Annotated in this window: 21 protein-coding genes; 13 read left to right on the top strand and 8 right to left on the bottom strand. The window is 67.9% G+C overall.

The features are described 5' to 3' along the window. Positions 1-50: 50 nt before the first annotated feature. The gene (locus tag EJP67_RS05010; protein ID WP_126020071.1) at positions 51-1,217 is read left to right on the top strand and encodes an MFS transporter; all 1,167 of its coding nucleotides are present in this window, start codon (positions 51-53) and stop codon (positions 1,215-1,217) included. Further along, the gene (locus EJP67_RS05005; RefSeq protein ID WP_126020068.1) at positions 1,214-1,834 is read left to right on the top strand and encodes a pyridoxamine 5'-phosphate oxidase family protein; all 621 of its coding nucleotides are present in this window, start codon (positions 1,214-1,216) and stop codon (positions 1,832-1,834) included. The genes EJP67_RS05010 and EJP67_RS05005 overlap by 4 nt, the downstream gene beginning before the upstream one ends. Positions 1,835-1,904: 70 nt before the next feature. Here EJP67_RS05005 and EJP67_RS05000 read toward each other — a convergent pair whose 3' ends face one another. Beyond that, entirely contained in the window at positions 1,905-2,066 is a 162-nt protein-coding gene (locus EJP67_RS05000; protein WP_165909549.1) for an HHHH-motif protein, read from the bottom strand. A gap of 176 nt (positions 2,067-2,242) precedes the next feature. Then, entirely contained in the window at positions 2,243-4,093 is a 1,851-nt protein-coding gene (locus tag EJP67_RS04995) for a M48 family metallopeptidase (RefSeq protein WP_126020062.1), read from the bottom strand. Positions 4,094-4,322: 229 nt separating this feature from the next. Between EJP67_RS04995 and EJP67_RS04990 the strand changes: the two genes are divergently transcribed. The 9 genes from EJP67_RS04990 to EJP67_RS04950 all read left to right on the top strand — a co-directional run bounded on the left by EJP67_RS04990 (position 4,323) and on the right by EJP67_RS04950 (position 15,079). Next, on the top strand, positions 4,323-5,198 hold the full coding sequence (locus EJP67_RS04990; RefSeq protein WP_126020059.1) for a CmcJ/NvfI family oxidoreductase: 876 nt from the start codon (positions 4,323-4,325) through the stop codon (positions 5,196-5,198). Between the two features lie 154 nt (positions 5,199-5,352). Beyond that, positions 5,353-6,585 (top strand): multidrug effflux MFS transporter, encoded by a 1,233-nt coding sequence (locus tag EJP67_RS04985; protein ID WP_206169446.1) that lies wholly within the window; start codon positions 5,353-5,355, stop codon positions 6,583-6,585. Beyond that, positions 6,585-8,069, top strand: a complete 1,485-nt coding sequence (locus EJP67_RS04980; protein ID WP_206169445.1) for an MFS transporter — start codon at positions 6,585-6,587, stop codon at positions 8,067-8,069. The genes EJP67_RS04985 and EJP67_RS04980 overlap by 1 nt, the downstream gene beginning before the upstream one ends. A gap of 20 nt (positions 8,070-8,089) precedes the next feature. Beyond that, positions 8,090-8,740 carry a paraquat-inducible protein A gene (locus EJP67_RS04975; protein ID WP_126020057.1) on the top strand — a complete coding sequence of 217 codons (651 nt, stop codon included), beginning with the start codon at positions 8,090-8,092 and terminating at the stop codon, positions 8,738-8,740. Next, positions 8,737-9,519: a paraquat-inducible protein A gene (locus tag EJP67_RS04970; protein WP_126020054.1), complete on the top strand. Its 783-nt coding sequence runs from the start codon at positions 8,737-8,739 to the stop codon at positions 9,517-9,519. Before EJP67_RS04975 ends, EJP67_RS04970 begins: the two co-directional genes overlap by 4 nt. After that, entirely contained in the window at positions 9,516-11,168 is a 1,653-nt protein-coding gene (locus tag EJP67_RS04965) for a PqiB family protein (RefSeq protein WP_126020052.1), read from the top strand. Before EJP67_RS04970 ends, EJP67_RS04965 begins: the two co-directional genes overlap by 4 nt. After that, positions 11,165-11,803, top strand: coding sequence for a PqiC family protein (locus EJP67_RS04960; RefSeq protein ID WP_126020050.1), 639 nt, complete (start codon positions 11,165-11,167; stop codon positions 11,801-11,803). Before EJP67_RS04965 ends, EJP67_RS04960 begins: the two co-directional genes overlap by 4 nt. A 155-nt stretch (positions 11,804-11,958) precedes the next feature. After that, positions 11,959-13,584: an MFS transporter gene (locus EJP67_RS04955; protein WP_126020048.1), complete on the top strand. Its 1,626-nt coding sequence runs from the start codon at positions 11,959-11,961 to the stop codon at positions 13,582-13,584. 13 nt (positions 13,585-13,597) lie between these two features. Then, complete coding sequence (locus EJP67_RS04950) at positions 13,598-15,079, top strand: flavin-containing monooxygenase (protein WP_126020046.1); 1,482 nt, start codon at positions 13,598-13,600, stop codon at positions 15,077-15,079. Between the two features lie 106 nt (positions 15,080-15,185). Here the strand turns inward: EJP67_RS04950 and EJP67_RS04945 are convergent, their stop codons facing one another. Together EJP67_RS04945 and EJP67_RS04940 are read right to left on the bottom strand one after the other, a co-directional pair. Then, a complete protein-coding gene (locus tag EJP67_RS04945; protein ID WP_126020044.1) occupies positions 15,186-15,632 on the bottom strand; it encodes a hypothetical protein in 447 nt (148 codons plus the stop codon). Positions 15,633-15,921: 289 nt separating this feature from the next. Next, on the bottom strand, positions 15,922-16,452 hold the full coding sequence (locus EJP67_RS04940) for an HD domain-containing protein (protein WP_126020041.1): 531 nt from the start codon (positions 16,450-16,452) through the stop codon (positions 15,922-15,924). Between the two features lie 110 nt (positions 16,453-16,562). Between EJP67_RS04940 and EJP67_RS04935 the strand changes: the two genes are divergently transcribed. After that, positions 16,563-17,594: a hydroxyacid dehydrogenase gene (locus tag EJP67_RS04935; RefSeq protein WP_126020039.1), complete on the top strand. Its 1,032-nt coding sequence runs from the start codon at positions 16,563-16,565 to the stop codon at positions 17,592-17,594. An 82-nt stretch (positions 17,595-17,676) separates the two neighbouring features. Then, complete coding sequence (locus tag EJP67_RS04930) at positions 17,677-18,153, top strand: VOC family protein (protein WP_126020037.1); 477 nt, start codon at positions 17,677-17,679, stop codon at positions 18,151-18,153. Positions 18,154-18,163: 10 nt separating this feature from the next. Here EJP67_RS04930 and EJP67_RS04925 read toward each other — a convergent pair whose 3' ends face one another. The 4 genes from EJP67_RS04925 to EJP67_RS04910 form a co-directional block, all read right to left on the bottom strand. Further along, a complete protein-coding gene (locus EJP67_RS04925; protein WP_126020034.1) occupies positions 18,164-19,603 on the bottom strand; it encodes an MATE family efflux transporter in 1,440 nt (479 codons plus the stop codon). Further along, positions 19,600-20,172: a DUF2239 family protein gene (locus EJP67_RS04920; protein WP_126020032.1), complete on the bottom strand. Its 573-nt coding sequence runs from the start codon at positions 20,170-20,172 to the stop codon at positions 19,600-19,602. Before EJP67_RS04920 ends, EJP67_RS04925 begins: the two co-directional genes overlap by 4 nt. A 108-nt stretch (positions 20,173-20,280) precedes the next feature. Further along, positions 20,281-20,643 (bottom strand): GIY-YIG nuclease family protein, encoded by a 363-nt coding sequence (locus EJP67_RS04915; RefSeq protein WP_126020030.1) that lies wholly within the window; start codon positions 20,641-20,643, stop codon positions 20,281-20,283. Positions 20,644-20,701: 58 nt separating this feature from the next. After that, on the bottom strand, positions 20,702-21,217 hold the full coding sequence (locus tag EJP67_RS04910; protein WP_126020028.1) for a hypothetical protein: 516 nt from the start codon (positions 21,215-21,217) through the stop codon (positions 20,702-20,704). Positions 21,218-21,551: the final 334 nt, after the last annotated feature.

The following is a 21,551-nucleotide window of genomic DNA, read 5'->3' as shown; positions in this document are numbered from 1 at the left end:
GTTAATGTCGTTTGTCGGCAAGGCGGTTGCCGTCGCACCATCGAGGCTCGATGTCACGCTCTGCACCCGCTCCCCAGACTTCCCCAACCGACCTGAATTCCCGCCATGCGGCGATGGCCCTCGGCCTCTCGCTGCCGGCCGACGTGGTGCTCTACCTGCTGCTGCCGATGTACGCCAGAGAGTTCGGCGTGACGCTGGCCGAGGCCGGCATGCTGCTCGCGGCCAACCGGCTGGTGCGCATCGCCGGTTACGGCTTCGTCGCCCGCTTCTATGCCCGCAACGGCGACCGGCTGACCTGCACCATCGCGGTGGTGGCTGCTGCTGCGTGTGGCCTGGGCTACGCCACGCTCTCGGGCTTCTGGGCGCTGCTGCCGCTGCGGCTGATGTGGGGCCTGTGCTTCGCGGCGCTGAACCTGTCGACGCAGGCGCTGGCCACGGCCGATCCGGTGGGCGCCGCGCGGCGCAACGGGCGTTCTCGCGCCTTCATCGCGATGGGGCCGGTGCTCGCGCTGCCTCTGGGGGCGCTGCTGGCGCAGTGGACAGGGCCGCGCGCGATCTTCGGCGTCCTTGCGGTTTTCTCGCTGCTGGCGTGCTTCGTCACGCGGCGGTTGCCGGCGGCGCCGCATCCAGTGGCCAGGCCGGTGAAGCGCTTCAAGCTGCCCAACAGCCTCGACGGCTGGTCGTTCATGGAAGGGCTGGCGCTCGACGGGCTCTTCATCGTCGGTCTCTCCTACCTGGGCAAGGACCTGCTGCCGGGCGGCGCCGTGATCGTGGCCGGCGTGCTGATGGCGCTGCGCTATCTCGCGGAGATCCTGCTGAGCCCGGTCGGCGGGCGCATGGCCGAGCATTTCGGCGCCGAGCGCCTGCTGGTGAGCCTGTCGCTGGTCACCGCCATCGCGCTCGTGGGCTTCGGCCTCGGCTGGCTGTGGAGCTGCGCGGCGCTGATCGTGGTGCTGCGCGCCTTGCAACTGCCGCTGTTGCCGCCCATCGTGGCGCGACGCACGCCGGGGCCGGAGCGCGTGCAGGCGCTGGCGGCGCGCTCGGTGTGGCGCGACATCGGCGCCGGTGCCGGGCCGCTGATCGCAGGGCTGCTGCTGCCGGTCGCCTCGCCGCCCTGGATCTACGGCGTGGCCGCCTTGCTGCTTGCGCTCGCGGCGCTGGCCTGCGGCTGGGGCGCGTCGACACAATCGACCAACATCCAGCAAGGAAGTGCATGACGACCTCTCACACCATCGGAACCGTCTCCCAGCTCGAAGCACTTTTCGGGGTGCCCGGCGACGCCTCACTCAAGAAGGAGGTGCCGTACCTGCACCCGAACTACCAGGCGCTGATCGCCGCTTCGCCCTTCGCGGTGCTCGCCACCATCGGCCCGGGCGGGCTCGATGCCTCTCCGCGCGGCGACCCGCCGGGGTTCGTCGTGGTACAGGACGAGAAGACGCTGCTGATGCCCGAGCGGCGCGGCAACAACCGCATCGACAGCCTGCGCAACATCGTGGCCGACCCGCGCGTGGCGCTGCTTTTCCTGATCCCGGGCGTGGGCGAGACGCTGCGGGTGAACGGCAGGGCGCAGATCTCGGTCGAGCCGGCGCTGCTGGAGCGCTTCGCCATGGAAGGCAAGCTGCCGCAATGCGTGATCCGCGTGACGGTGGAGACGGTGTTCTTCCAGTGCGCGCGGGCGATCCAGCGTTCGAGGCTGTGGGCGCCGCTGCCGCCGGATGCAAAGCGAGAGGTGCCGACGCCGGGCGCGATCCTGTCGGCGCTGACCGAATCCGCCTTCGACGGGGAAGCCTACGACCGGGAACTGCCGGCGCGGCAGCGGGCGACGCTCTACTGAGCCGGCGCCATGACGAGAAAAGCCCGCGGAAGCGGGCTCTTTCCTGCGGTCCGTGGACCGATGGGGCGGATCAGCGCACCCAGTGGCAGACGCGGTGGTGATGGCGCGCGTCCCACTTGCACACCTTGTGCTTCTTGGGATGGTGGTACGGCGCGGCGGAGGCGGCCGGTGCCAGCAGGGCGAGGCCTGCGAAAGCGAGGATGCTGGAGAGGATGAAATGCTTGGTCTTCATGGCGTTCTTTCTAGGCAATGACATCGATGGACGGGAAATGCGTCGCTGAATGGGCGCCCTTGCAAAACGGCTGTGGGCAACATTCAGATGACGTTTGTGCCGCGCAGTGCGTGAAAAACCTCGCCAATCGCGGCACATGGAATGGGCCTGGATGCCCCTGATCGGGCCCGCCGGCTTCAAGACTGTTGCTGCTGGGCCCTCATGATCTGGTGGCGCCGCCAGTAGTGGCCGACGACGCCCTTGAAGTTCTCTTTCTGCTTGCCGAGGCCCGATAGCTTCACCTTGGTGGTGCGCGCGCCCAGCATGCCCTTGTCGTGGTGGGTGACGATGAGGGTGTCGCCGAAGCTGCCGTCCTTGTAGGTCAGGCTCTTGACCTCGTCCCACGAAATGGTGGAACCGCCGTCCGCGCTGGGGTGCATGCCCTCGTAGCTGATGTCGACGCGCTCGCCGTTCTTCAGCGCGAAGCCCACCGGCGGGAAGTGGCGCAGCACCACTGCGCGTTCTTCCTCCGTCGCCGGCTCGTAGCGGTAGGCCAGGCTCAGCTCGTGGTTCTGCACGAAGCGCTGCTCGTACTCGCTCCACAGGCGCTGCTCGATGGCGCCGGCGGTCTCGATCTCGTCGGCCCACGAGGCCTGCGGCGCGGTCGCGACGATGCCGCCGTAGGCGCTCTCGGGCACGTGGTGGCCGACGTTGCGCATGCGCTCCAGCAGCGGCGGGTGGCTGTCGTAGGGGTGCGGCACGCCGGCCGTCTTCATCGCCTCGATGAATGCTTCGGAGTTGGCGTAGGGCGGCAGGCCGTCGGCGACGAAGCGGGCGATGCCGAGCGCGCCGTCGTGCTCGCGGTCCTGCTCGAAGAGCTTCTGCTCCACGTCGTTGCGGTAGCTCGCGTAGGCCGAGATCTTGATGAGCGACTGCACGATCGCGTGCGGCGCCGTGAGGCCGGCGGCCACGCGGTCGGCCCTGTACTCGCGCTCGCGGCTGTCGCGGGCCAGCGCGAAGGCGAAGATCATGCGGTACAGCCGCAGCAGGTAGTGCGCCACGATGGTGAGGCCGCCGCTTCGCATCTTCCAGGTGTACTGGTCGAACTGCAGCAGCTTGGGGCCCAGCGCCGCGCTGCTGCGGGTGTCGCCGCCGCCCAGGTGGGCGAGCTCGTGCGCGAGCACCGCGTCGGCCTCGGTCTGGTCGAGCACGCGCAAGAGCGGCAGGCTGACGAAGAGCGTGCGCCCATGCAGGGTGCGGCCCTTGACTTCGCAGGGAGCCTCGGTCACGAAGAAGTTGGTGTCGATGCCGGCCACGATCTGGTCGGGCGGTGCCGTCTTCACGCGGCCGGCGAGTTGGCGGATGCGATCCCACAGGCGTGGCGCGTCGGCCTGCGAGACCAGCTCGCCCTCGATCTCGTTGCCCGAGGGCAGCTTCTTGAAGAGCGTGTAGATCGCATAGAACACTGCCGCGCCTGCCGCGATGCCCGCCAGCGCGATGAGCTTGACGTAGTAGCTGTGCCAGAAATACGCGGTGAGCCAGAACGACAGCCACACCAGCATCGCGCTCTGCAGCACGACCTCGACCGCGCTCGATACTGTCATGAGCCGCCAGCCCGCGACGAAACTGGCGTAGCGCAGGCCCCGGTTGGCAAAAGCCAGCGCGCCCAACACGAGCGCCGCGGCGAGCAGCGCGGCACCGAGCACGATGGTCCAGATGGCGGCGCGGTCGGCCCAGTGGAACTGCCACTGCATCGAATAAGGGCTGCACACCTTGTCGTGGAAGTTCCTGTCTTCGGGCGCGGTCGCGTCGCAGGCCTTGGAGAGCTGGTGGCTGCGGTAGAAGCCGGTGGCTTCGGCCTTTTCGGCGGGCGTGAGGCGGCTGTCGTTGGCGATGCGCTTCTCTATCGCCTGCAGGAACTCGGCGTCCTGCGAGCGCAGCGCGTATTCGGTGAAAGCGAGCGTCGCCGCCGGAATGGCGAAAAGCGACACGAGGGTGAGAACGAACACGCGCAAGAGGTCGGCGTGAACCGTGCGGGCGAGGGCCATGGGCGATCTTCTCCTGGATGACGAATGCTGCGAGTTGTTATGGACTGTCCGGGAAGCCGACAGCGTAGCGGGCACGGCGCATGCAGTGAAGCCGGGTGCTGCGTCAAGCGCGACAGGGCACCACCTGCCGCCGAATATGGTTATCTCCTTTGTTTCGTTCCGCGCGCGATGGCGCGGGTATAGCCTCTGCGTTCGCTTGCAGAGGAACCGTTTCGAGGAGTCACGTCGCATGAGCGTTGGGTCCAATGGACAGATGCTGGCCGCCAACCTGCCTTCGGTGGAGGCCGAGCTCAACTACCTGAAGGCGGGCCAGGGCCGGCCCGTGAGCTACACATTCGAGCCTCCGTCCGGCACGCCCTGGGTGATCGGCGAACTGGAAGCGCGCCGCGTGACCATCCGCGACGGCCGCCCGCTGGTGGCGCTGAACGAGCTGACGCTCGACCGCAGCGGCTTCACGCAGATCTCGCACCGCAGCGTGCTCGCCGATTTCTCGCAGGATGCCGCGATCCGCGACATCTACTACCGCGAGGCCGAGGCGCTGCTGCGCGACGTGACAGGCGCCGAGAAGATCGTCGTGTTCGACCACACGCTGCGCGACAGCGCGCAGGGCTCGCGCCGCACGGCCGAGCTGCGCGAGCCGGTGCGCCGCGTGCACAACGACCAGACCTTCGTCTCCGCGCCGCGTCGCGTGCGCGACCACCTGCCGCCGGAAGAGGCCGAGGAGCGGCTGAAGAACCGCTTCGCGATCGTCAACCTGTGGCGCCCGCTGGCCACGGTGGAGCGCCTGCCGCTGGCACTGTGCGACGCGCGTTCCATCTCGCCGAACGACCTCGTGCCCAGCGACCTCGTCTATCCCGACAAGGTTGGCGAGACCTGGTCCTTTACCTGGAATCCGGAGCACCGCTGGTACTGGTTCCCGAGGCTTCGGCCCGACGAGGCGCTGCTGCTGAAGATCTACGACTCGCTCGAGCAGGGCGTGGCGCGCTACACCGCGCACACCGCCTTCGAGAACCCGACGGGCTCGCAGGAGGCGCCGCCGCGGCGCAGCATCGAGTTGCGCGCGCTGGTGTTCTGGCCCGCGGGCAAGTCGCCGCAGGGCAAGTAGTAAGACGAAACAGCTCATCCGCGCGCAGTTCTACAGCGCCGCGCCCGCGCGATTCTTCGGCAGGAATTAGCAAGGACGTGAGCAAGGGCAGGGCGCCCGACGGGCTCAGACCCCACGCCAGCAGCGATTGCCGTGCTTCGCGACAATCGCTGCAATGCGTTCTTCCCCCTTCTTCAAGATGGCCCTGCTGCTGGGCCTGCTCTCGGCCATCGGGCCATTCGCCATCGACATGTACCTGCCGGCGCTGCCCGCCATCGGACAGAGCCTGCACGCCGACATCGGCGCGGTGCAGATGAGCCTCACGGCCTTCTTCCTTTCACTCGGCGCGGGGCAGCTGCTCTACGGGCCGATCTCCGACATGGTGGGCCGCAAGCCGCCGCTGTACGCAGGGCTGTTGCTGTTCGCACTCGCCAGCATCGGCTGCGCGCTGGCGACCGACATCCAGACGCTGATCGTGCTGCGCTTCATCCAGGGCCTGGGCGCCGCGGCCGGCATGGCGATTCCGCGCGCGGTGGTGCGCGACCTGCACACGGGCACCGATGCGGCGCGGCTGATGTCGCTGCTGATGCTGGTGTTCAGCGTGTCGCCGATCCTCGCGCCGCTGGCGGGCAGCGCGGTCATCGGTTTTTCCGGCTGGCGCGGCGTGTTCTGGGCCGTGACCGTCGCCGCCGTGGCGGGCCTGGCCATGATGGTGAAGCTGCTCGACGAAACGCGTCCGGCCTCGGAGCGCGTCGAAAGCAGCCTCGGCAGCGCGCTCTCGGCCTACTGGCTGCTGCTGCGCGACACGCACTACCTCGGGCTGGTGTTCATCGGCAGCTTCGCGATGGCGGGCTTCTTTACCTACCTCGCGAACTCCTCGTTCGTGATGATCGACCACTACGGCCTCTCGCCCGCGCTCTACAGCGTGGCCTTCGGCGTGAACGCTGCCGCCTTCATCGGCGCCTCGCAGTTCACCGGCACGCTGGGCGAGCGCTACGGGCTGGTCAATCTCGTCAAGTTCGGCGTGGTGTGCTGCGGCGCCGCGATGATCGCGATGTTCGCCTACTTCGCGATGGGCGGCGACAGCATCTGGGTGCTCATCGTCCTGTACTTCATTGCCTCGGGCTTCATGGGCCTGGTGATCCCGACCACCGGCGTGCTCGCGCTCGAGATGCACGGCGCCATCGCGGGCACGGCCTCGGCGCTGCTGGGCACGCTGCAGATGCTCACCGGCGCGCTGGCCATGGCGGTGGTGGGCCTCTTCACCGACGGCAGGCCGCTGCCGATGGTGGCCGGCATGGCCGGCGGCGCGCTCATCGCGCTGGTGCTGACCTGGCTCACGCTGGGCGGCGTGCGCTCGGAGCCCACGGGCAAGGCAGCCAAGACAGGAAGGACACAGCAAGCCTGATGAACACGGTACGCGCAGGCGCCGCGCTCCCGGCCGCCGAAGACAACAACAATGGCGACAACCGCGGCGGCAACGCGGGGCCCCGGCCCGTCGACGGGCTGTCCCAGCCGGAGCGCGGCTGGGCGATGCTGGTCATCATCCTCGGGCTGATCGTGGCGGTGCTCGACGGCACCATCGTCAACCTGGCGCTGCCGGGCATCGCGCGCGAGCTCAACGCCAGCCCTTCGCAATCGATCTGGGTGGTCAACGCCTACCAGATCGCCACGCTGGTGATGCTGCTGCCGCTGGCCTCGCTGGGCGATCTCGTGGGCTACCGGCGCGTGTACCTCGTCGGCATGGCGGTGTTCACGCTGTCTTCGCTGGCTGCCACTTTTGCCAACTCGCTGGGCACGCTGATCGCGGCGCGCGCGTTCCAGGGCCTGGGCGCGGCCGGCATCATGAGCGTGAACGCGGCGCTGGTACGGCTCACGTACCCTTCGTCGCAGCTGGGCAAGGGCATGGCGATCAATTCGCTGGTGGTGGCCACTTCTTCAGTGGCGGGGCCTTCGGTGGCAGCGGCCATCCTGTCGGTGGCTTCCTGGCCATGGCTCTTCGCCATCAACGTGCCGCTGGGCCTCGTCACCTTCGCGCTGGGCATGAAGGCGCTGCCTTTCAACCGCGTGCCGCCGGCGGCGGGGCTGCGCTTCTCGCCGGTGGACGTGGCGCTCAACGTGCTGATGTTCTCGCTGGTGTTCCTGGGCGTGGACCGGCTGGGCGTGCGCGAGGGAGGGGCGCAGGGCGCGGGCGGCTCGCAGGCATCGGCCTGGGGCATCCTGCTGGCCGGCCTGGTGGTCGGCTTCGTCTACCTGCGGCGCCAGCGCAAGGAGGCCTTGCCGCTCTTTCCCATCGACCTGCTGCGCATTCCGGTGTTCGCGCTGTCGATGGGTACCTCGGTGGCGGCGTTCTGCGCGCAGATGCTGGCCTACATCTCGCTGCCTTTCCTGCTGCTGGAGGTGTACGGGCGCAGCCATATCGAGGCGGGCCTGTTGATCACGGCCTGGCCGCTGGCCATCGTGGTGATGGCGCCCATCGCGGGCAAGCTGATCGGGCGCTACCCCGACGGGCTGCTCGGCGGCATCGGCCTGGGCCTGCTGGCCATCGGGCTGGGGCTGCTGGCGGCGCTGCCAGCGCATCCGGGCAATGCCGACATCGCCTGGCGCATGGCGTTGTGCGGACTGGGCTTCGGGCTGTTCCAGTCGCCGAACAACCACACCATCGTGAGCTCGCCGCCGGCGCACCGCAGTGGTGCAGCCAGCGGCATGCTGGGCACGGCCCGGCTGACCGGGCAGACGCTGGGCGCCGTGGTGCTGGCGGGCGTCTTCAGCTTCTGGAGCCCGCATGGCGGGCACGGGCCGGTGGTGGCGTTGGTTCTGGCTGCCAGTTTTGCCGCGGTGGCGGCGGTTTTCAGCAGCCTGCGGCTCAAGACGACAAGCCACGGCGGCTGAATGAGTTAGGGTACTCACCCATGACGGAAGTACCTGAAACCGTGGTTTGCCCGGGTTGCGATGCGGTCTACGGCCGCACGCCCCTGCGCCCGCGCGACGTGGCGCGCTGCCCGCGCTGCGGCACCGAGCTCGACCGGCACCCGGGCGAGCAGGAGCGCCGAATCCTCCCTCTGACGGTGGCCTGCCTCATCATGTTCGCCATCGCGAACCTGTTTCCCATCGTCGAGATCGAGCTGCAGGGCCTGCGCAGCCAGACCACGCTGGCCGGCGCGGTGGTGGCACTGAGCGCCGAAGGCATGTCGGTGGTGGCGCTGCTGGTGCTGGCCACGACCATCCTCTTTCCCTTCCTGCAGCTTTGCATCCTGGCGTACCTGCTGGTTCCGCTGAGCCGCGAGCACCGGCCCGTGGGCTTCGCACTGCTGGTGCGGGCGATGCAGTCGCTGCGGCCCTGGGGAATGATCGAGGTGTTCCTGCTCGGCGTTCTCGTGGCCATCGTCAAGCTTTCGAGCATGGCGACCGTGGTGCCGGGGCCGGCGCTGTGGGCCTTCATGGCGCTCACGGTGATGCTGACGGCGGTGCTGTCCTTCGACCCGGGTGCGTTCTGGAGAATGGCGTTCAGGCCGAAGGGCGAGGAACCCGGTGAAGAAGAGAAGGGTGGAGCATCGGCATGAAGAAGCTGCAGGGCCACCTCCGGCAGCGCCTCGGCAGCCTCGCGGCTTACGGCGAGCATTACCACCACGAACATGAGGCGGATGCGAAGGTTCCCACCGCCGCCTCGATGGGCTACATGGCCTGCCGCCATTGCGGCGCCGTCTGGAAAGACGCCGAGGAGGGCGACGCCTGCGGCCGCTGCGGCACGCACCTGCATACGCGCAAGCCGCAGAGCCTGAAGCTCACCTGGGCCTTCCTGATCGCGGCCTGCATGATGTACATCCCGGCCAACTTGCTGCCGGTGATGATCACGCGCACGCTGTTCGGCACGCAGAACGACACCATCCTGAGCGGGGTGATCTATTTCTGGGTGTCCGGCGCCTACGGGCTGGCCGCCATCGTCTTCATCGCGAGCTTCCTGGTGCCGCTGTTCAAGCTGGCGGTGCTGCTGCTGCTCGTGGTGCTGGCTCAGCGCGGCAGCACCTGGCGGCGGCGCGAGCGGGCGAAGCTCTATCACATCATCGAGATCATCGGCCGGTGGTCGATGCTCGACGTGTTCGTGGTGTCGCTGCTGACGGGGCTGGTGCAGATCCAGGGCTTCGCGGTCATCACCGCGGGCGTGGGCATCGCGGCCTTCGGCTCGGTGGTGGTCCTGACCATGCTGGCCTCGCTGAGCTTCGACCCGAAGCTCACCTGGGATAGCAGGGAAGACCAGGCCATCCTGCAGGACCACGAAGAAGGCGCACAGCGCGAGCAACGTCTGCAGGGACATGAAAACAGGGACGAGAAACCAGCATGAGTGAAGAAGACCGACCCCAGGACAAACCGGAGCCATCCGGCCAGCCCCCGCTGCCGAAGCCACGCGTGGTGCGCCGCCGCGAATGGCTGCCGTCGCTGATCTGGCTGATTCCCATCGTGGCCGCGCTGGTGGGCATCACGCTGGTGGCGCGCATCATCATGGAGCGTGGCCCGGAGGTGGTGCTGACCTTCAAGACCGCCGAGGGCCTGGAGGCCGGCAAGACCGCCGTGAAGTACAAGGACGTGCAGATCGGCCTGGTCACCAGCCTGCGCCTGGCGCGCGACCGCTCTCATGTGCGCGTGCTGGTGCAGTTCAACAAGGACGCGCAGAGCTTCACCGCCTCCGACTCGCGTTTCTGGGTGGTGCGCCCGCGGCTGGACACTTCGGGCATCTCGGGGCTCAACACGCTGCTGTCGGGCGCCTACATCGGCGCCGACGCGGGCGTGTCGCAGGAAACGGCGGGCGAGTTCACCGGGCTGGAGACGCCGCCCACCGTCACGCGCGACGACTCGGGCAAGCAGTTCCTGCTGCGCGCCAACGACGTGGGTTCGCTCGACGTGGGCTCGCCCGTGTACTTCCGCCGCATCAAGGTCGGGCAGGTGGCGGCCTACGAGCTCGACGGCGACGGGCGCGGCGTGACGCTGCGCGTCTTCATCAATGCGCCGTACGACAAGTTCGTGGGCATGAACACGCGCTTCTGGCAAGCCAGCGGCATCGACGCGCAGCTCAGCGCCAGCGGCTTCACGCTGCGCACGCAGTCGCTGGCGACCATCCTGCTCGGAGGCATCGCCTTCCAGGCGCCCGACGACGCGATGGGACCGGTGGCCAAGGAGAACGCCTCCTTCACGCTGGCGCAGGACGAGACCACGGCCATGAAGGAGCCCGACGGGCCCTCGCAGACCCTGCTGATGTACTTCAACCAGTCGCTGCGCGGCCTGACGCCGGGTGCGCCGGTGGACTTCCGCGGCGTGGTGATCGGCGAGGTGAAGTCAATCGGCGTGGAGTTCGACCGCGCCGAGCGCGAGTTCCGCATGCCGGTGCTGGTGCAGGTCTACCCCGACCGCCTGCGCCGCCGCGCGGGCGAGAGCGGCACCGAGTCGCGCTCCACCCAGCAGGAGCGGCTGCGCTTCCTGGCGGAGAAGGGCCTGCGCGCCCAACTGCGCAACGGCAACCTGCTGACCGGGCAGGTCTACGTGGCGCTCGACTTCTTCCCGAAGGCGCCGCCGGCGAAGATCGACCTGGCGAAGAACCCGATCGAACTGCCTACCGTGCCCAACAGCCTCGACGAGATCCAGTCGCAGGTACAGGAGATCGCGACCAAGCTCAACAAGGTGCCCTACGAGCAGATCGCGGGCGACCTGCGCACCACGCTCGCTTCGCTCAACAAGACGCTCACGGCCGCCGAGCAGACGGTGAAGCGCATCAACAACGATGTCACGCCCGAGCTGGCCGCGGCCATGAAGGACGTGCGCAAGACCGTGAACACGGCCGAACGCACGCTGGCCGACGACTCGCCGCTGCAGCAGGACATGCGCCAGACGCTGCAGGAGCTCACGCGCGCCGCCGGCTCGGTGCGCGTGCTGACCGACTACCTCGAGCGCCATCCCGAATCGCTGCTGCGCGGCAAACCGGACGACAACAAGAAATGAAGAAGAACCACTTTTCATTCGTGGCCGTGGCAGCGGCGGCCGCAGCGCTGGCGGCGCTCGCGGGCTGCGCGAGCAAGCCCGACAGCTACTACACGCTGGCAAGCCCGGTGGCCGCGGCCGATGCCGCGCCTTCGACGCTCGGCAGCGCCGCGCCGCTCTACATCGAGCTCGCGCCCGTGGCCGTGCCCGAGCGCTTCGCACGGCCGCAGATGGTCGTGCGCCAGCCCAACGGCAGCGTGCAGGTCGAGGTGCTGGAGCAGCACCGCTGGGCCTCGTCCTTCGAGAACGAGCTGCGAGACGCGCTGGCCAGCGGCATCGCCGGCCGGCTCGGCGCGCTCGACGTGACCAAGGGCGGCCGTCAGAGTTCGCAGCCGGTGTGGCGCATCGCGGTGCAGCTGCGGCAGTTCGACGCGGTCGAGGGCGGCCGCGTGGACGCGAATTTCAGCTGGACGCTGCGGCGCTCGGACGAGGCGCGCACCGTGGTCTGCCAGTTGAGCCTCGGCGAGGCGGTGGGCAGCGGAATGGACGCGGTGGCGCAGGGGGCACAGCGCGTGACCTCGGCGGCGGCCGCCGCGATGGCGCGCAGCGTGAGCGCGGCGCGGGCGAATCCGTCGGCGACCGCCTGCGCGACCTGACCCTGAGTGTTTTCTCCCTCCCCCTCTGGGGAGGGCGGGGGTGGGGGCACGGCGGCGCCGGATGAAGCATGGCGTATGGTTGGGGGCAGCCCCCATCCCGGCCTTCCCCCAGAGGGGGAAGGAGCAGGACCGGAATCCGACAAGAAGGAGACCCCATGGCACAGATCGGCAAGGCGCCCTGCGACGAGACGCTGATTCTTCATGGCCTTCATGGCTCCCGCGCGGGAGAGGGCGAGGGGAGCGACTGTCCTGAAGCCGCCAGGCCATGGGTGCTGGCCGCGGCCATCGTGGGCTCGAGCATGGCCTTCATCGACGGCACGGTGGTCAACGTGGCGCTGCCGGCCATCCAGTCCGACCTGCGCGCAACAGCCTTCCAGGCGCAATGGGTGGTCGAGTCGTATGCCTTGCTGCTGGCGGCGCTGCTGCTGGTGGGCGGGGCGCTGGGCGATCACTACGGCCGGCGGCGCATCTTCGCGATCGGCGTCGGCATCTTCGCGCTGTCGTCGGTGGCGTGCGCGCTCGCGGGCAACGTGCAGCAACTCATCGCGGCGCGGGCGGTGCAGGGCGTCGGCGGCGCGCTGCTGGTGCCGGGCAGCCTGGCGCTCATCAGCGCGGCCTATCCGGAGAAGGAGCGCGGCAAGGCCATCGGCACATGGTCGGGCTTCAGCGGCATCACGGCGGCGGTGGGGCCTGTGCTGGGCGGCTTCCTGGTCGATCATTTCTCGTGGACCTGGGCCTTCCTCATCAATGTGCCGATGGCGCTGCTGGTGCTGTGGATCGTGTGGCGCCACGTCCCCGAGAGCCGCGGCGCTTCCGCCAGCGGCGGGCTCGACCTGTGGGGCGCGCTGCTGGCGACGGCCGGGCTCGGCGGCATCGTCTACGCCTTCATCGAGGCGCCGACGCAGGGCTGGGGTTCGGCGGCGGTGCTTGCGGCGCTGGCCATCGGCGTGCTGGGCAGCGTGGCCTTCTTCGTCGCCGAGCGCAAGGCGCGCACGCCGATGCTGCCGCTGGAGCTGCTGCGCATCGGCAACTTCAGCGGCGCCAACCTGCTGACGCTGCTGCTCTACGCGGCGCTGGGCGGCGGGCTGTATTTCTTTCCGCTCAACCTGATCCAGGTGCAGGGCTACTCGGCCACGGTGGCGGGGGCGGCGCTGCTGCCGTTCATCTTCATCATGTTCGCGCTCTCGGGGTGGGCCGGGCAGCTGGTCGACCGCTTCGGGCCGCGCATGCCGCTGGTGATCGGGCCGGCGATTGCCGCCGTGGGTTTCGCGCTGTTCGCGCTGCCGGGCGTGGGCGCGAGCTACTGGAGCGGCTTCCTGCCGGCCGTGGTGGTGCTGGGCTTCGGCATGACGGTGACGGTGGCGCCGCTGACGACCACGGTGATGAACGCGGTCGGCGCAGACCTGGCGGGCGTGGCCTCTGGCGTGAACAACGCGGTGTCGCGCGCGGCTGCGGTGCTGGCGATCGCGGTGTTCGGCGCGCTCATGGCCTGGGCCTTCGACACCGCGTTGGCCGGGCATCTGCGCGAGATGGGCGCGACGGCGCAACTGACGGCATTTCTCGAAGGCGAGCGCAGCAAGCTGGCGGGCGCGGCGATCCCTCCGGGCGCGGACGCGGCCACTGCGGCAGCCGTGAAGCGCGCGGTGGCCGAATCCTTCGTCGCGGGCTTTCGCTGGGTGATGCTGTCGAGCGCGGCGCTGGCCGTGCTCAGCGCATTGAGCGCGTGGCTGATGATCCGGAGCACTCCACCGGCGGCAGGAGGCACGGACGGCAAGAAGTGAAAGGGCACGACCGATGCGGGAAGAGAGCGAGCAACAGCAGCACTTCGATGTACTGATCGTCGGCGCCGGCCTCTCGGGCATCGGTGCCGGCTACCACCTGCAGAAGCACTGCCCGGGCCGCAGCTACGCGATCCTCGAAGGGCGCGAGCGCAGCGGCGGCACCTGGGACCTGTTCCGTTATCCGGGCGTGCGTTCGGACTCCGACATGTACACGCTGGGCTATTCGTTCCGGCCGTGGACGCAGGCGAAGTCCATCGCGGACGGGCCGTCGATCCTGAACTACCTGCGCGAGACGGCGGCGCAGCACGGCATCGACCGCAGGATCCGCTTCAACCACCGCGTGGTGCGAGCCTCGTGGTCGACGCCGGAGGCCTGCTGGAGCGTGGACGTGGAGCGCGGCCCCGAGCAGCTTCCGCTGCGCCTGCGCTGCAACTTTCTCTTCCTGTGCAGCGGCTACTACAGGTACGACGCGGGCTACACGCCCGACTTCGCGGGCATCGGCAACTACACGGGCTGCATCGTCCATCCGCAGCACTGGCCCCAGGACCTGGACTACGGCGGCAAGCGCGTGGTCGTCATCGGCAGCGGCGCGACCGCGATGACGCTGGTGCCCGCGATGGCGAAGACGGCTGGCCACGTGACTCTGCTGCAGCGCTCGCCTACCTACGTCGTCGCGCGCCCGGCGCAGGACCCGATCGCGCGAAGGCTGCGCGGCATCTTCCCGGCCGGGCTGGCCTACGGCCTCACGCGCTGGAAGAACGTGCTGCTGTCGATGTACTTCTTCCGCCTCGCCCGGCGCAAGCCCGACTACGCGAAGAAGATGATCCTCGGCGGCGTACGGCAGGCGCTCGGCCCCGGCTACGACATCGCCACGCATTTCACGCCGCGCTACAACCCGTGGGACCAGCGCCTTTGCCTGGTTTCCGACGGCGACCTGTTCGCGGCCATCAGGGCAGGGCGCGCTTCGATGGTCACCGACCACGTCGACACCTTCACGCCGGGCGGCATCAGGCTGAAGTCGGGCAGGGAGCTGGAGGCCGACGTGGTGGTCACCGCCACCGGGCTGGAGCTGCTGGTGCTCGGTGGCGTGCAGCTCGAGGTGGACGGCCGTCGCGTGGAACCGGCCGCGACCTTCAGCTACAAGGGAATGATGTACAGCGACGTGCCCAACCTGGCCTCGTCGTTCGGCTACACCAACGCCTCGTGGACGCTCAGGAGCGACCTGACCTGCGCGTATGTCTGCCGGGTGCTCAACCACATGGAGAAGCAAGGCTGGAGGCAATGCACGCCGCGCAACACAGACCCGGCGCTGGCGCCCGAGCCCTGGCTCGACTTCTCTTCGGGCTATGTGCGGCGCGCGGTGGACAGGTTTCCGAAGCAGGGCTCGCGCGCGCCGTGGCGCGTGTACCAGAACTACGCGCGCGATCTGGTGAGCCTGCGCTTCGGTTCGGTGGACGACGGGGTGATGGAGTTCACGAATCGGCGTGCTGGTTAGCTATTGCCGGAGTTCGAGGAAAACGAACTTGGAATTCATATGGCGTCGTGCGCCAGCTGACATCACACCGTCGGCCGTGGGCTGCCCTTCCTCGAACTTGCGAGACTCAAACGAATGGCGTGTAGGGCTGTTGAGGCTGCACGTAGATTCTTTTTTCGTAGACGGTGGGAACTTTGGTTCCGCCTTCGATCGTTTTCTCGATGTGCGCGACGCTGCCCATATAGATCGCCGCACGGCTGAACAGGTGGGCTTTCCATCCATCCGGGTGTATCACGGTGATGTGGAAGTAGTCCTGCCCCCTGAAAGTCTGACGTTGGTGGAAGCCCAGTTCCACTGTGACCTTGAGCCTGTCGCTCAATACGGCAACGGCCAATTCGTGCAGTTCGACTGCGTGCCCATTGGCAATTTCTCTGTCCGCCCATGTATTCAGCATGGCGGTTATCTGCTGGTAGCTGGCATCGCCCAGGGTGTTGTATGTGTCCTCATACCAATCGCCATGTTTTGCCCTGAGTCCATCGATGTTGTCCCAGTTTTCTGCAAACACAATGCCCATTTAGCCCTCCAGTTCGATTGATTGCGTTACTGAAATGGATGTACCCGACTTCTTCCGGATGCGTGCCCGGGGGTAGGGGGCTGCCAGCAACCTGACCCCTTTCTGGCTTTCCGGAGAACTGAAGTCGGTGCACTGTGGCGTCCATTCGGGCACCAATCAATTTCGCACCATTACAGGCTCGGGCTGGCCGGCGCAGGGCGCGTGGCCCGTCTGTCCGGACCACGACGAGCGCCTTGCCCTCGAAAGATCGCTCGCCTGTCAGGGGCGAACCAACCGGGCGCGGCCCTTGTCAGGGCGTCGCTGCTGGGGCGCTAGAGGGCGAGAGCAGCGTGTCGAGCTCGATCCACAACGCATCGCATTGCCCAGCCCTGAACGCAGCTGCCCTGAAGGTCGGGTGCTCGCCGTGGTACGTGTCCCACAGCGCGCGCTGGCCGTCGGCCACGCAGGCGCGCACGTTGGCCAGCCGGTCGGCGGCCTTTACCAGCAGCGCGAGTTCCTCGTCGCCTTTCACCTCGGCCAGCGCCGCATAGGTCCTGGCCTTGCGCTCCTTGCGGTTGGCGCCGGGCGCATCGGTCAGCAGCGCGACGCAGGAAGCGACCAGGTCGCCGAAGCGCGAGCGCACGTCCGCCACCGTCGCTGCCGTGTCCTCGACCACGTCGTGCAGGTAGCCGACGACGCGCGCCTTGTCGCCGTAGGGCTGGAGCAGGGCGGCGACGGCGTCGAGGTGGTGCACGTACGGATGGGTGCCGTATTTCTGGTCGCCATGCATTTCGACGGCGTAAGCGCGAGCGGCGTCGGGTGTCTGCGAGGTTATGGTCATGCTGCGTCCTGTAGATTTTTCCATTCTGCCTTCGTGGCGGCGCACGGTCCTGGCGCTTGCGGCGGCATGATGCTCGCGGCCAGTCTTTCTTCCCGAACAGAAGTTTTTTCATGACCACGGTTTTCGTCAGCCATCCGCCAGCCAAGCTGGCCAACTACTTCGGCGACCGCGCCACCGCCGCCCTTCGGGCCATCGCGCAGGTTCGCCTCAATCCCAGCGACGCCGAACTTTCGTCGCGCGAGCTCGCCGATCTGGCGCAGGACTGCGACGCGATCATTTCCTACCGCCAGACGGTGGGCGACGAGGCGCTGTTCGCGGCGCTGCCACAGCTCAAGGCCTTCGTGCGCTGCGCCATCGACATCCGCAACATCGACGTGGCTTCCGCCAGCCGGCATGGCGTGCTGGTGACGCAGGCGAGCGCAGGGTTCATCACCTCGGTGTCGGAATGGGTCGTAGGCACGATGATCGATCTGGGCCGGGGCATCAGTGCCTCCGCCGCGAGCTACCACGCGGGCCGCCTGCCGCCGCCCGCGATGGGGCGCGAACTGCGCGGCAGCACGCTGGGCGTGATCGGCTACGGGCAGATCAGCCGGTACCTCTGCGATGTCGCGCTGGCGCTGAACATGCGCATCGTCGTGCACGACCCGTACACGGCGACCGATCGGGCGGAGTTCGAGCAGGTTAGCTTCGAGGCGCTGCTGGCGCAATCGGACTTCGTGGTCTGCCTCGCGCCCGCCACCGAGGCGACCGAGAACATGATGAATGCCCGGGCGTTCGCCGCGATGCAGCCCCACGCCTTCTTCATCAATGCCTCGCGCGGAAACCTGGTGGATGAGCGTGCGCTGCTCGCGGCGCTGGACGCGGGCGTGATCGCTGGATGCGCGCTCGACGTGGGCCGCGCACCCGACCAGATGCCTTCGCCGGACGTGGCGGCGCATCCGCGCGTGATCGCCACGCCCCACATCGGCGGGCTCACGCCGCCGGCGGTGGAGCACCAGGCGATGGAAACCGTGTCGCAACTCGCGGAGATCTTCCAGGGCAGGGCGCCGAAGGGCGCGGTCAATGCGGCCGAGGCCTATCGCTGGCGGAAGGCCTTCGGGGCAGGCGCCTCGAGAGCCGGGCCCATGGGAACTTCCCGCTGACAGGCGTCGCACGGGTTGACAGGGGGCCTGCGACGCCTGGATACTGAACTATCAGGTTCATCGTCAGAAGCGAAGGAGTCCCATGCAGAAGATCGTTCCCTGTCTCTGGTTCGACACCAACGGAGAAGAGGCGCTGAAGTTCTACAGCAGCATTTTTCCGAACTCGCGCGTGACCGACACGCTGCTGTGGGGCGACGCCAACCCCAGCCGCAAGGGCTCGCTGCTCACCGCGACCTTCGAGCTCGACGGGCAGGAATTCATGATTCTCAACGGCGGCCCGGAGTACAAGTTCAACCCGGCCATCTCGATGTTCGTGCCGTGCGAGACGCAGGCCGATGTCGACTACTACTGGGACAGGCTGCTCGAAGGCGGTGGCCAGCCGGTGCAGTGCGGCTGGCTCACCGACCGCTACGGCGTTTCGTGGCAGGTCGCGCCCAAGGCCATGATCCGCATGTTCCAGGACAAGGACGCGGCCAAGGCCAACCGCGCGATGCAGGCCATGATGAAGATGGTCAAGCTCGACCTCGCACAGGTGCAGCGGGCCTTCGACGGCAAGTAGCCGGCGCCGGCTACACCAGCCGGTGGATCGACTTCTTGCGCCACACCAGCTGGTAGTAGGCAGTCTGCAGCAGCAGCATCGCCCCGAAGGTCACGGGGTAGGCCACCCAGACCCCATCGAGCCCGATGCGGTGGCTCATGACCCAGGCCACCGGCACCTCCACGCCGAGAATGCAGAAGATCGAGATCAGCGTGGGCACCAGCACCGAGCCGCTGGCGCGCATGATCCCCGACAGCGCCGAAGCCATGCCGAAGACCACCAGGCTCCACAGCATGATGTGCAGCAGCGTCTGCGCGATCTCGATGACCGGCGCGCTGGTGATGAAGAAGCCCATCAGCGGCCGCGAGAACAGGTAGCCCAGCAGCACCAGGCCGCCGGTCAGCACCAGGTTCATGAGCAGCGCCGTCTTCGCGATGGCGCCGAGCCGGTTGGCCCGGCCCGCGCCGATGGCCTGCGCGCCGAGGATCGACGCGGTGATCGCGATCGAGATCGCGGGGAACTGCACGTAGGCCACCACCTGGTTCACCGCGCCGTAGGCGGCCGTGGCGTTCGAGCCGAAGCCGTTGACCATCGACAGCAGCACCACCTCGGCCAGCGCCACCACGATCATCTGCACCCCCGTGGGTACCCCGATGCGCAGCACGGCCTTCAGCAGGTGCGGCTGGATGCGCAGGTTGCGCATGAATTCCGCGTCTGGCGCGAGCGGGCTCTTGCGCTGGCGCAGGCGAAAGCCCAGCCAGGTGGTCGCCACGGCGAACGACAGCACCGACGCCCACGCGCCGCTGGCCACGCCGAGCTGCGGCAGGCCGCCCCAGCCGCGGATGAGCGCGGGCGTGACCACCAGGCCGATCAGCGTGGAAATCAGCAGCGTGAGCAGCGGCGTGACGGTGTCGCCCACGCCGCGCAGCATCGCGGTGGCCAGCAGGAAGATGAACACGCCGGGCATCGCGATCAGCATGATGCGGGCATAGCGCGTGGAGTCGGCCAGCACGTCGGGGGGCGTGCCCAGCGCGGCCAGCATCGGCGTGGTGAACGCGCCTCCGAACACGGCGATCACCAGCCCCATCAGCACGCCGACGGTGAGCGTGGTGCCGGCCACGGCCTTGGCCTTGGCGACGTCGCGCGCACCCCATGCCTGGCCGATGAGCACCGAGGCGCCGGCCCCCAGGCCGATGATGAAGGCGATGAAGAAGAACATCACCGGAAAGAAGCTCGACACCGCCGCGAGCGCGCCCACGCCGAGCATCTGCCCCACGTACACGTTGTTGAGCGTGCCGGAGAGCGACTGGAGGATGTTGCTGAGCAACATCGGCGCGAGGAAGAAGAGAAAGACCTTCCACAGCGGGCGCGGCGCGTTGACGGGCGACACAGGCACGCCCTGCAGGCCGCTCTGGCCGGCACCGGGGCTATTGCTGCTGCCGGTGCCGGTCGTCTCGGTTGTCGTTCTCATCGATGGTTCCAGCCGGCGGCCGCGAGTTTCTGCAGATGGGCGCGCACGTCGGTGGGCCAGGGGTCGATCAGGGTGGCGAAGCGTTGCTCCTCGCCGGCGAAGAGCGCGCGGGTGGCTTCCTCGAAGCCGGGCAGGTTGCCCGCGATCGCGGTCATGAAGCGGTAGGCGGCTTCCTGCGCTGCGCGCACGGTGTCGCGCTCGGCGTTCACGCGGCGCGCGTCTTCGACCAGCTTGCGCAGCGCGACCGAGGCGCCGCCGGGCTGGCGGCCGAGCCAGTCCCAGTGGCGCGGCAGCAGCGTGACTTCGCGAGCGACCACGCCGAGCTTGGGGCGGCCCACGCCGCGCGGGGCATCGTCGCGATGCGGCTCGGCCTCGGGGTAGCGCAGTTCGGGCGGAAGCTCGCGCATGTCGAGGTCGAGCTGGGCGCCGGTCTGGTCATCGAACACGAGATACGGGCCGGGGTCGTCGCGGCGGCTCAGCTGTTCGAGCACTTCGGTCTTGCTGCCGTGTGCCACGCGCTGGAAGCCGAAGAACACGGTCAGGGTGGTTGTCGGGGTGTCGGAAGACATTCGGATGTTTGTTTGTTCCTGGGGGGTACCAAGCGAAACGAGGTGCGTAATCTACTCGCTGCCGCGCTTCGGTGCGCGCCATCTCGTCGCCATGTGTCGCGCATGCGCTCAGGGTGTGTTGTAGCCGTTCGCGCCGAAGCATTGAAGCTCTTCCTGCCATAGCGAAAGAAGCTTCTCGAGCTCGGCCTTGCGATCGAAACCGGGGTCCTTGCGCTCCCTGACGCGGTCGACCACCTCGAAGCTGAAATGTTCGGCGCCATGCGCGATCCAGTCCTGGCCGAGCGCCTTGCTGCGATGGGAGCGCATGTTCAGTTCGAAGCGCGCGCGGTTCATCGCGCCATCGACATCGAGGCTGCCGGCCACGTAGACGCGGCCGCTGAGCTTGTTGCGGATCGCGTAGACGCCGGCCGGGCGCGGGTTTTCCTTGTATTGCCGGATCAGGGCGCGGCGGCTTTCCGTGGACAGGTTCATGCCCCAAATATTACCCGGATTAAATTAGAACGGCAATACATCCGGGTAAAAATGGAGTTCAGCTTTCCCTGAACCGCCGCCAGCCGCGAGCCATGCGCCTGTTCAGTGCCCGCACAAGGCGCCAGGGACGGCTCTGCCGGACGAGGTCGAGCACGCGATCCTTCCAGGCTTTCCAACGCGGATACCAGTGGGCGAACCACGGAATTCGCATCAACGGTCCTTCGACCAGCTGGAAGATCCGCGCCACGATGGCGGTGCCCACCAGCTTGGCCAGCACCAGCACCGTGAGGGCGGTCGCCGCATGGCCACGGCTGAAGAGAAAGAGCGCCAGCACCTTCACCGGCAGCAGCAACAGCACCGGCAAGAAGAAGGCCAGGAGCGCACCCCACGGCGGCAGCCGGCGCAGCCGTTCCTCGAGCGCGGCCCAGAGGGGGAGGCGGGACAGCCGCGCAGCAAGGGCCGCGAGCGGCTCCCAACCCCACTCCTCGAAGAGCAGCAGCGCAACGATGAGCGCGGTGCCGATGGCGCGGAGCAGGGCACGCAGTACGCGCAGCACGCGCGCAAGGAATGTCATTGCGCGAGGGTAAGGCACGCAAGGGGCCGCGGGCCGCTTCGCGATCAGCCGGCGATCAGCGAGGCGGTCCGGAAGGGCCGGATGTCAGCCGAAATGCTTCTTCGGCGCCCGGGAAACGGGGAAGAAAGGGCCCTGCTGGGTAGAGCGAGGCTATGGCAAAAGACATGTCGAGCAGCGCTTCAAGAGGGCAGCGGGCTGGTATTACATGCGCCGCCCAAAGGGAGAATTACTACTTTTGCTTGACTCGAGTAGTCAATCGCAACAAGATGCAACCAAAGTAATCAAAAAAGCTGAAGATAAAAATCTGAGTAGAAATGAATTAACTTTTGGAAAC

Origin of the sequence: Variovorax guangxiensis, assembly GCF_003952165.1 — a bacterium.
Taxonomy (GTDB): domain Bacteria; phylum Pseudomonadota; class Gammaproteobacteria; order Burkholderiales; family Burkholderiaceae_C; genus Variovorax; species Variovorax guangxiensis.
Note: the sequence above shows the minus strand (reverse complement) of the source record. Positions and strands in the feature narration are given on the sequence as shown.

Bases quoted from the DNA above. Each gene is read 5' to 3' on its own strand.
- EJP67_RS04930 (WP_126020037.1), top strand. From the start codon at position 17,677: ATGCAGAAGATCGTTCCCTGTCTCTGGTTCGACACCAACGGAGAAGAG.
- EJP67_RS04960 (WP_126020050.1), top strand. From the start codon at position 11,165: ATGAAGAAGAACCACTTTTCATTCGTGGCCGTGGCAGCGGCGGCCGCA.
- EJP67_RS04965 (WP_126020052.1), top strand. From the start codon at position 9,516: ATGAGTGAAGAAGACCGACCCCAGGACAAACCGGAGCCATCCGGCCAG.
- EJP67_RS04935 (WP_126020039.1), top strand. From the start codon at position 16,563: ATGACCACGGTTTTCGTCAGCCATCCGCCAGCCAAGCTGGCCAACTAC.
- EJP67_RS04910 (WP_126020028.1), bottom strand. From the start codon at position 21,217: ATGACATTCCTTGCGCGCGTGCTGCGCGTACTGCGTGCCCTGCTCCGC.
- EJP67_RS04990 (WP_126020059.1), top strand. From the start codon at position 4,323: ATGAGCGTTGGGTCCAATGGACAGATGCTGGCCGCCAACCTGCCTTCG.
- EJP67_RS04975 (WP_126020057.1), top strand. From the start codon at position 8,090: ATGACGGAAGTACCTGAAACCGTGGTTTGCCCGGGTTGCGATGCGGTC.
- EJP67_RS04950 (WP_126020046.1), top strand. From the start codon at position 13,598: ATGCGGGAAGAGAGCGAGCAACAGCAGCACTTCGATGTACTGATCGTC.
- EJP67_RS04920 (WP_126020032.1), bottom strand. From the start codon at position 20,172: ATGTCTTCCGACACCCCGACAACCACCCTGACCGTGTTCTTCGGCTTC.
- EJP67_RS04955 (WP_126020048.1), top strand. From the start codon at position 11,959: ATGGCACAGATCGGCAAGGCGCCCTGCGACGAGACGCTGATTCTTCAT.
- EJP67_RS04940 (WP_126020041.1), bottom strand. From the start codon at position 16,452: ATGACCATAACCTCGCAGACACCCGACGCCGCTCGCGCTTACGCCGTC.
- EJP67_RS04915 (WP_126020030.1), bottom strand. From the start codon at position 20,643: ATGAACCTGTCCACGGAAAGCCGCCGCGCCCTGATCCGGCAATACAAG.
- EJP67_RS05005 (WP_126020068.1), top strand. From the start codon at position 1,214: ATGACGACCTCTCACACCATCGGAACCGTCTCCCAGCTCGAAGCACTT.
- EJP67_RS05000 (WP_165909549.1), bottom strand. From the start codon at position 2,066: ATGAAGACCAAGCATTTCATCCTCTCCAGCATCCTCGCTTTCGCAGGC.
- EJP67_RS04925 (WP_126020034.1), bottom strand. From the start codon at position 19,603: ATGAGAACGACAACCGAGACGACCGGCACCGGCAGCAGCAATAGCCCC.
- EJP67_RS05010 (WP_126020071.1), top strand. From the start codon at position 51: ATGTCACGCTCTGCACCCGCTCCCCAGACTTCCCCAACCGACCTGAAT.
- EJP67_RS04980 (WP_206169445.1), top strand. From the start codon at position 6,585: ATGAACACGGTACGCGCAGGCGCCGCGCTCCCGGCCGCCGAAGACAAC.
- EJP67_RS04985 (WP_206169446.1), top strand. From the start codon at position 5,353: ATGCGTTCTTCCCCCTTCTTCAAGATGGCCCTGCTGCTGGGCCTGCTC.
- EJP67_RS04970 (WP_126020054.1), top strand. From the start codon at position 8,737: ATGAAGAAGCTGCAGGGCCACCTCCGGCAGCGCCTCGGCAGCCTCGCG.
- EJP67_RS04945 (WP_126020044.1), bottom strand. From the start codon at position 15,632: ATGGGCATTGTGTTTGCAGAAAACTGGGACAACATCGATGGACTCAGG.
- EJP67_RS04995 (WP_126020062.1), bottom strand. From the start codon at position 4,093: ATGGCCCTCGCCCGCACGGTTCACGCCGACCTCTTGCGCGTGTTCGTT.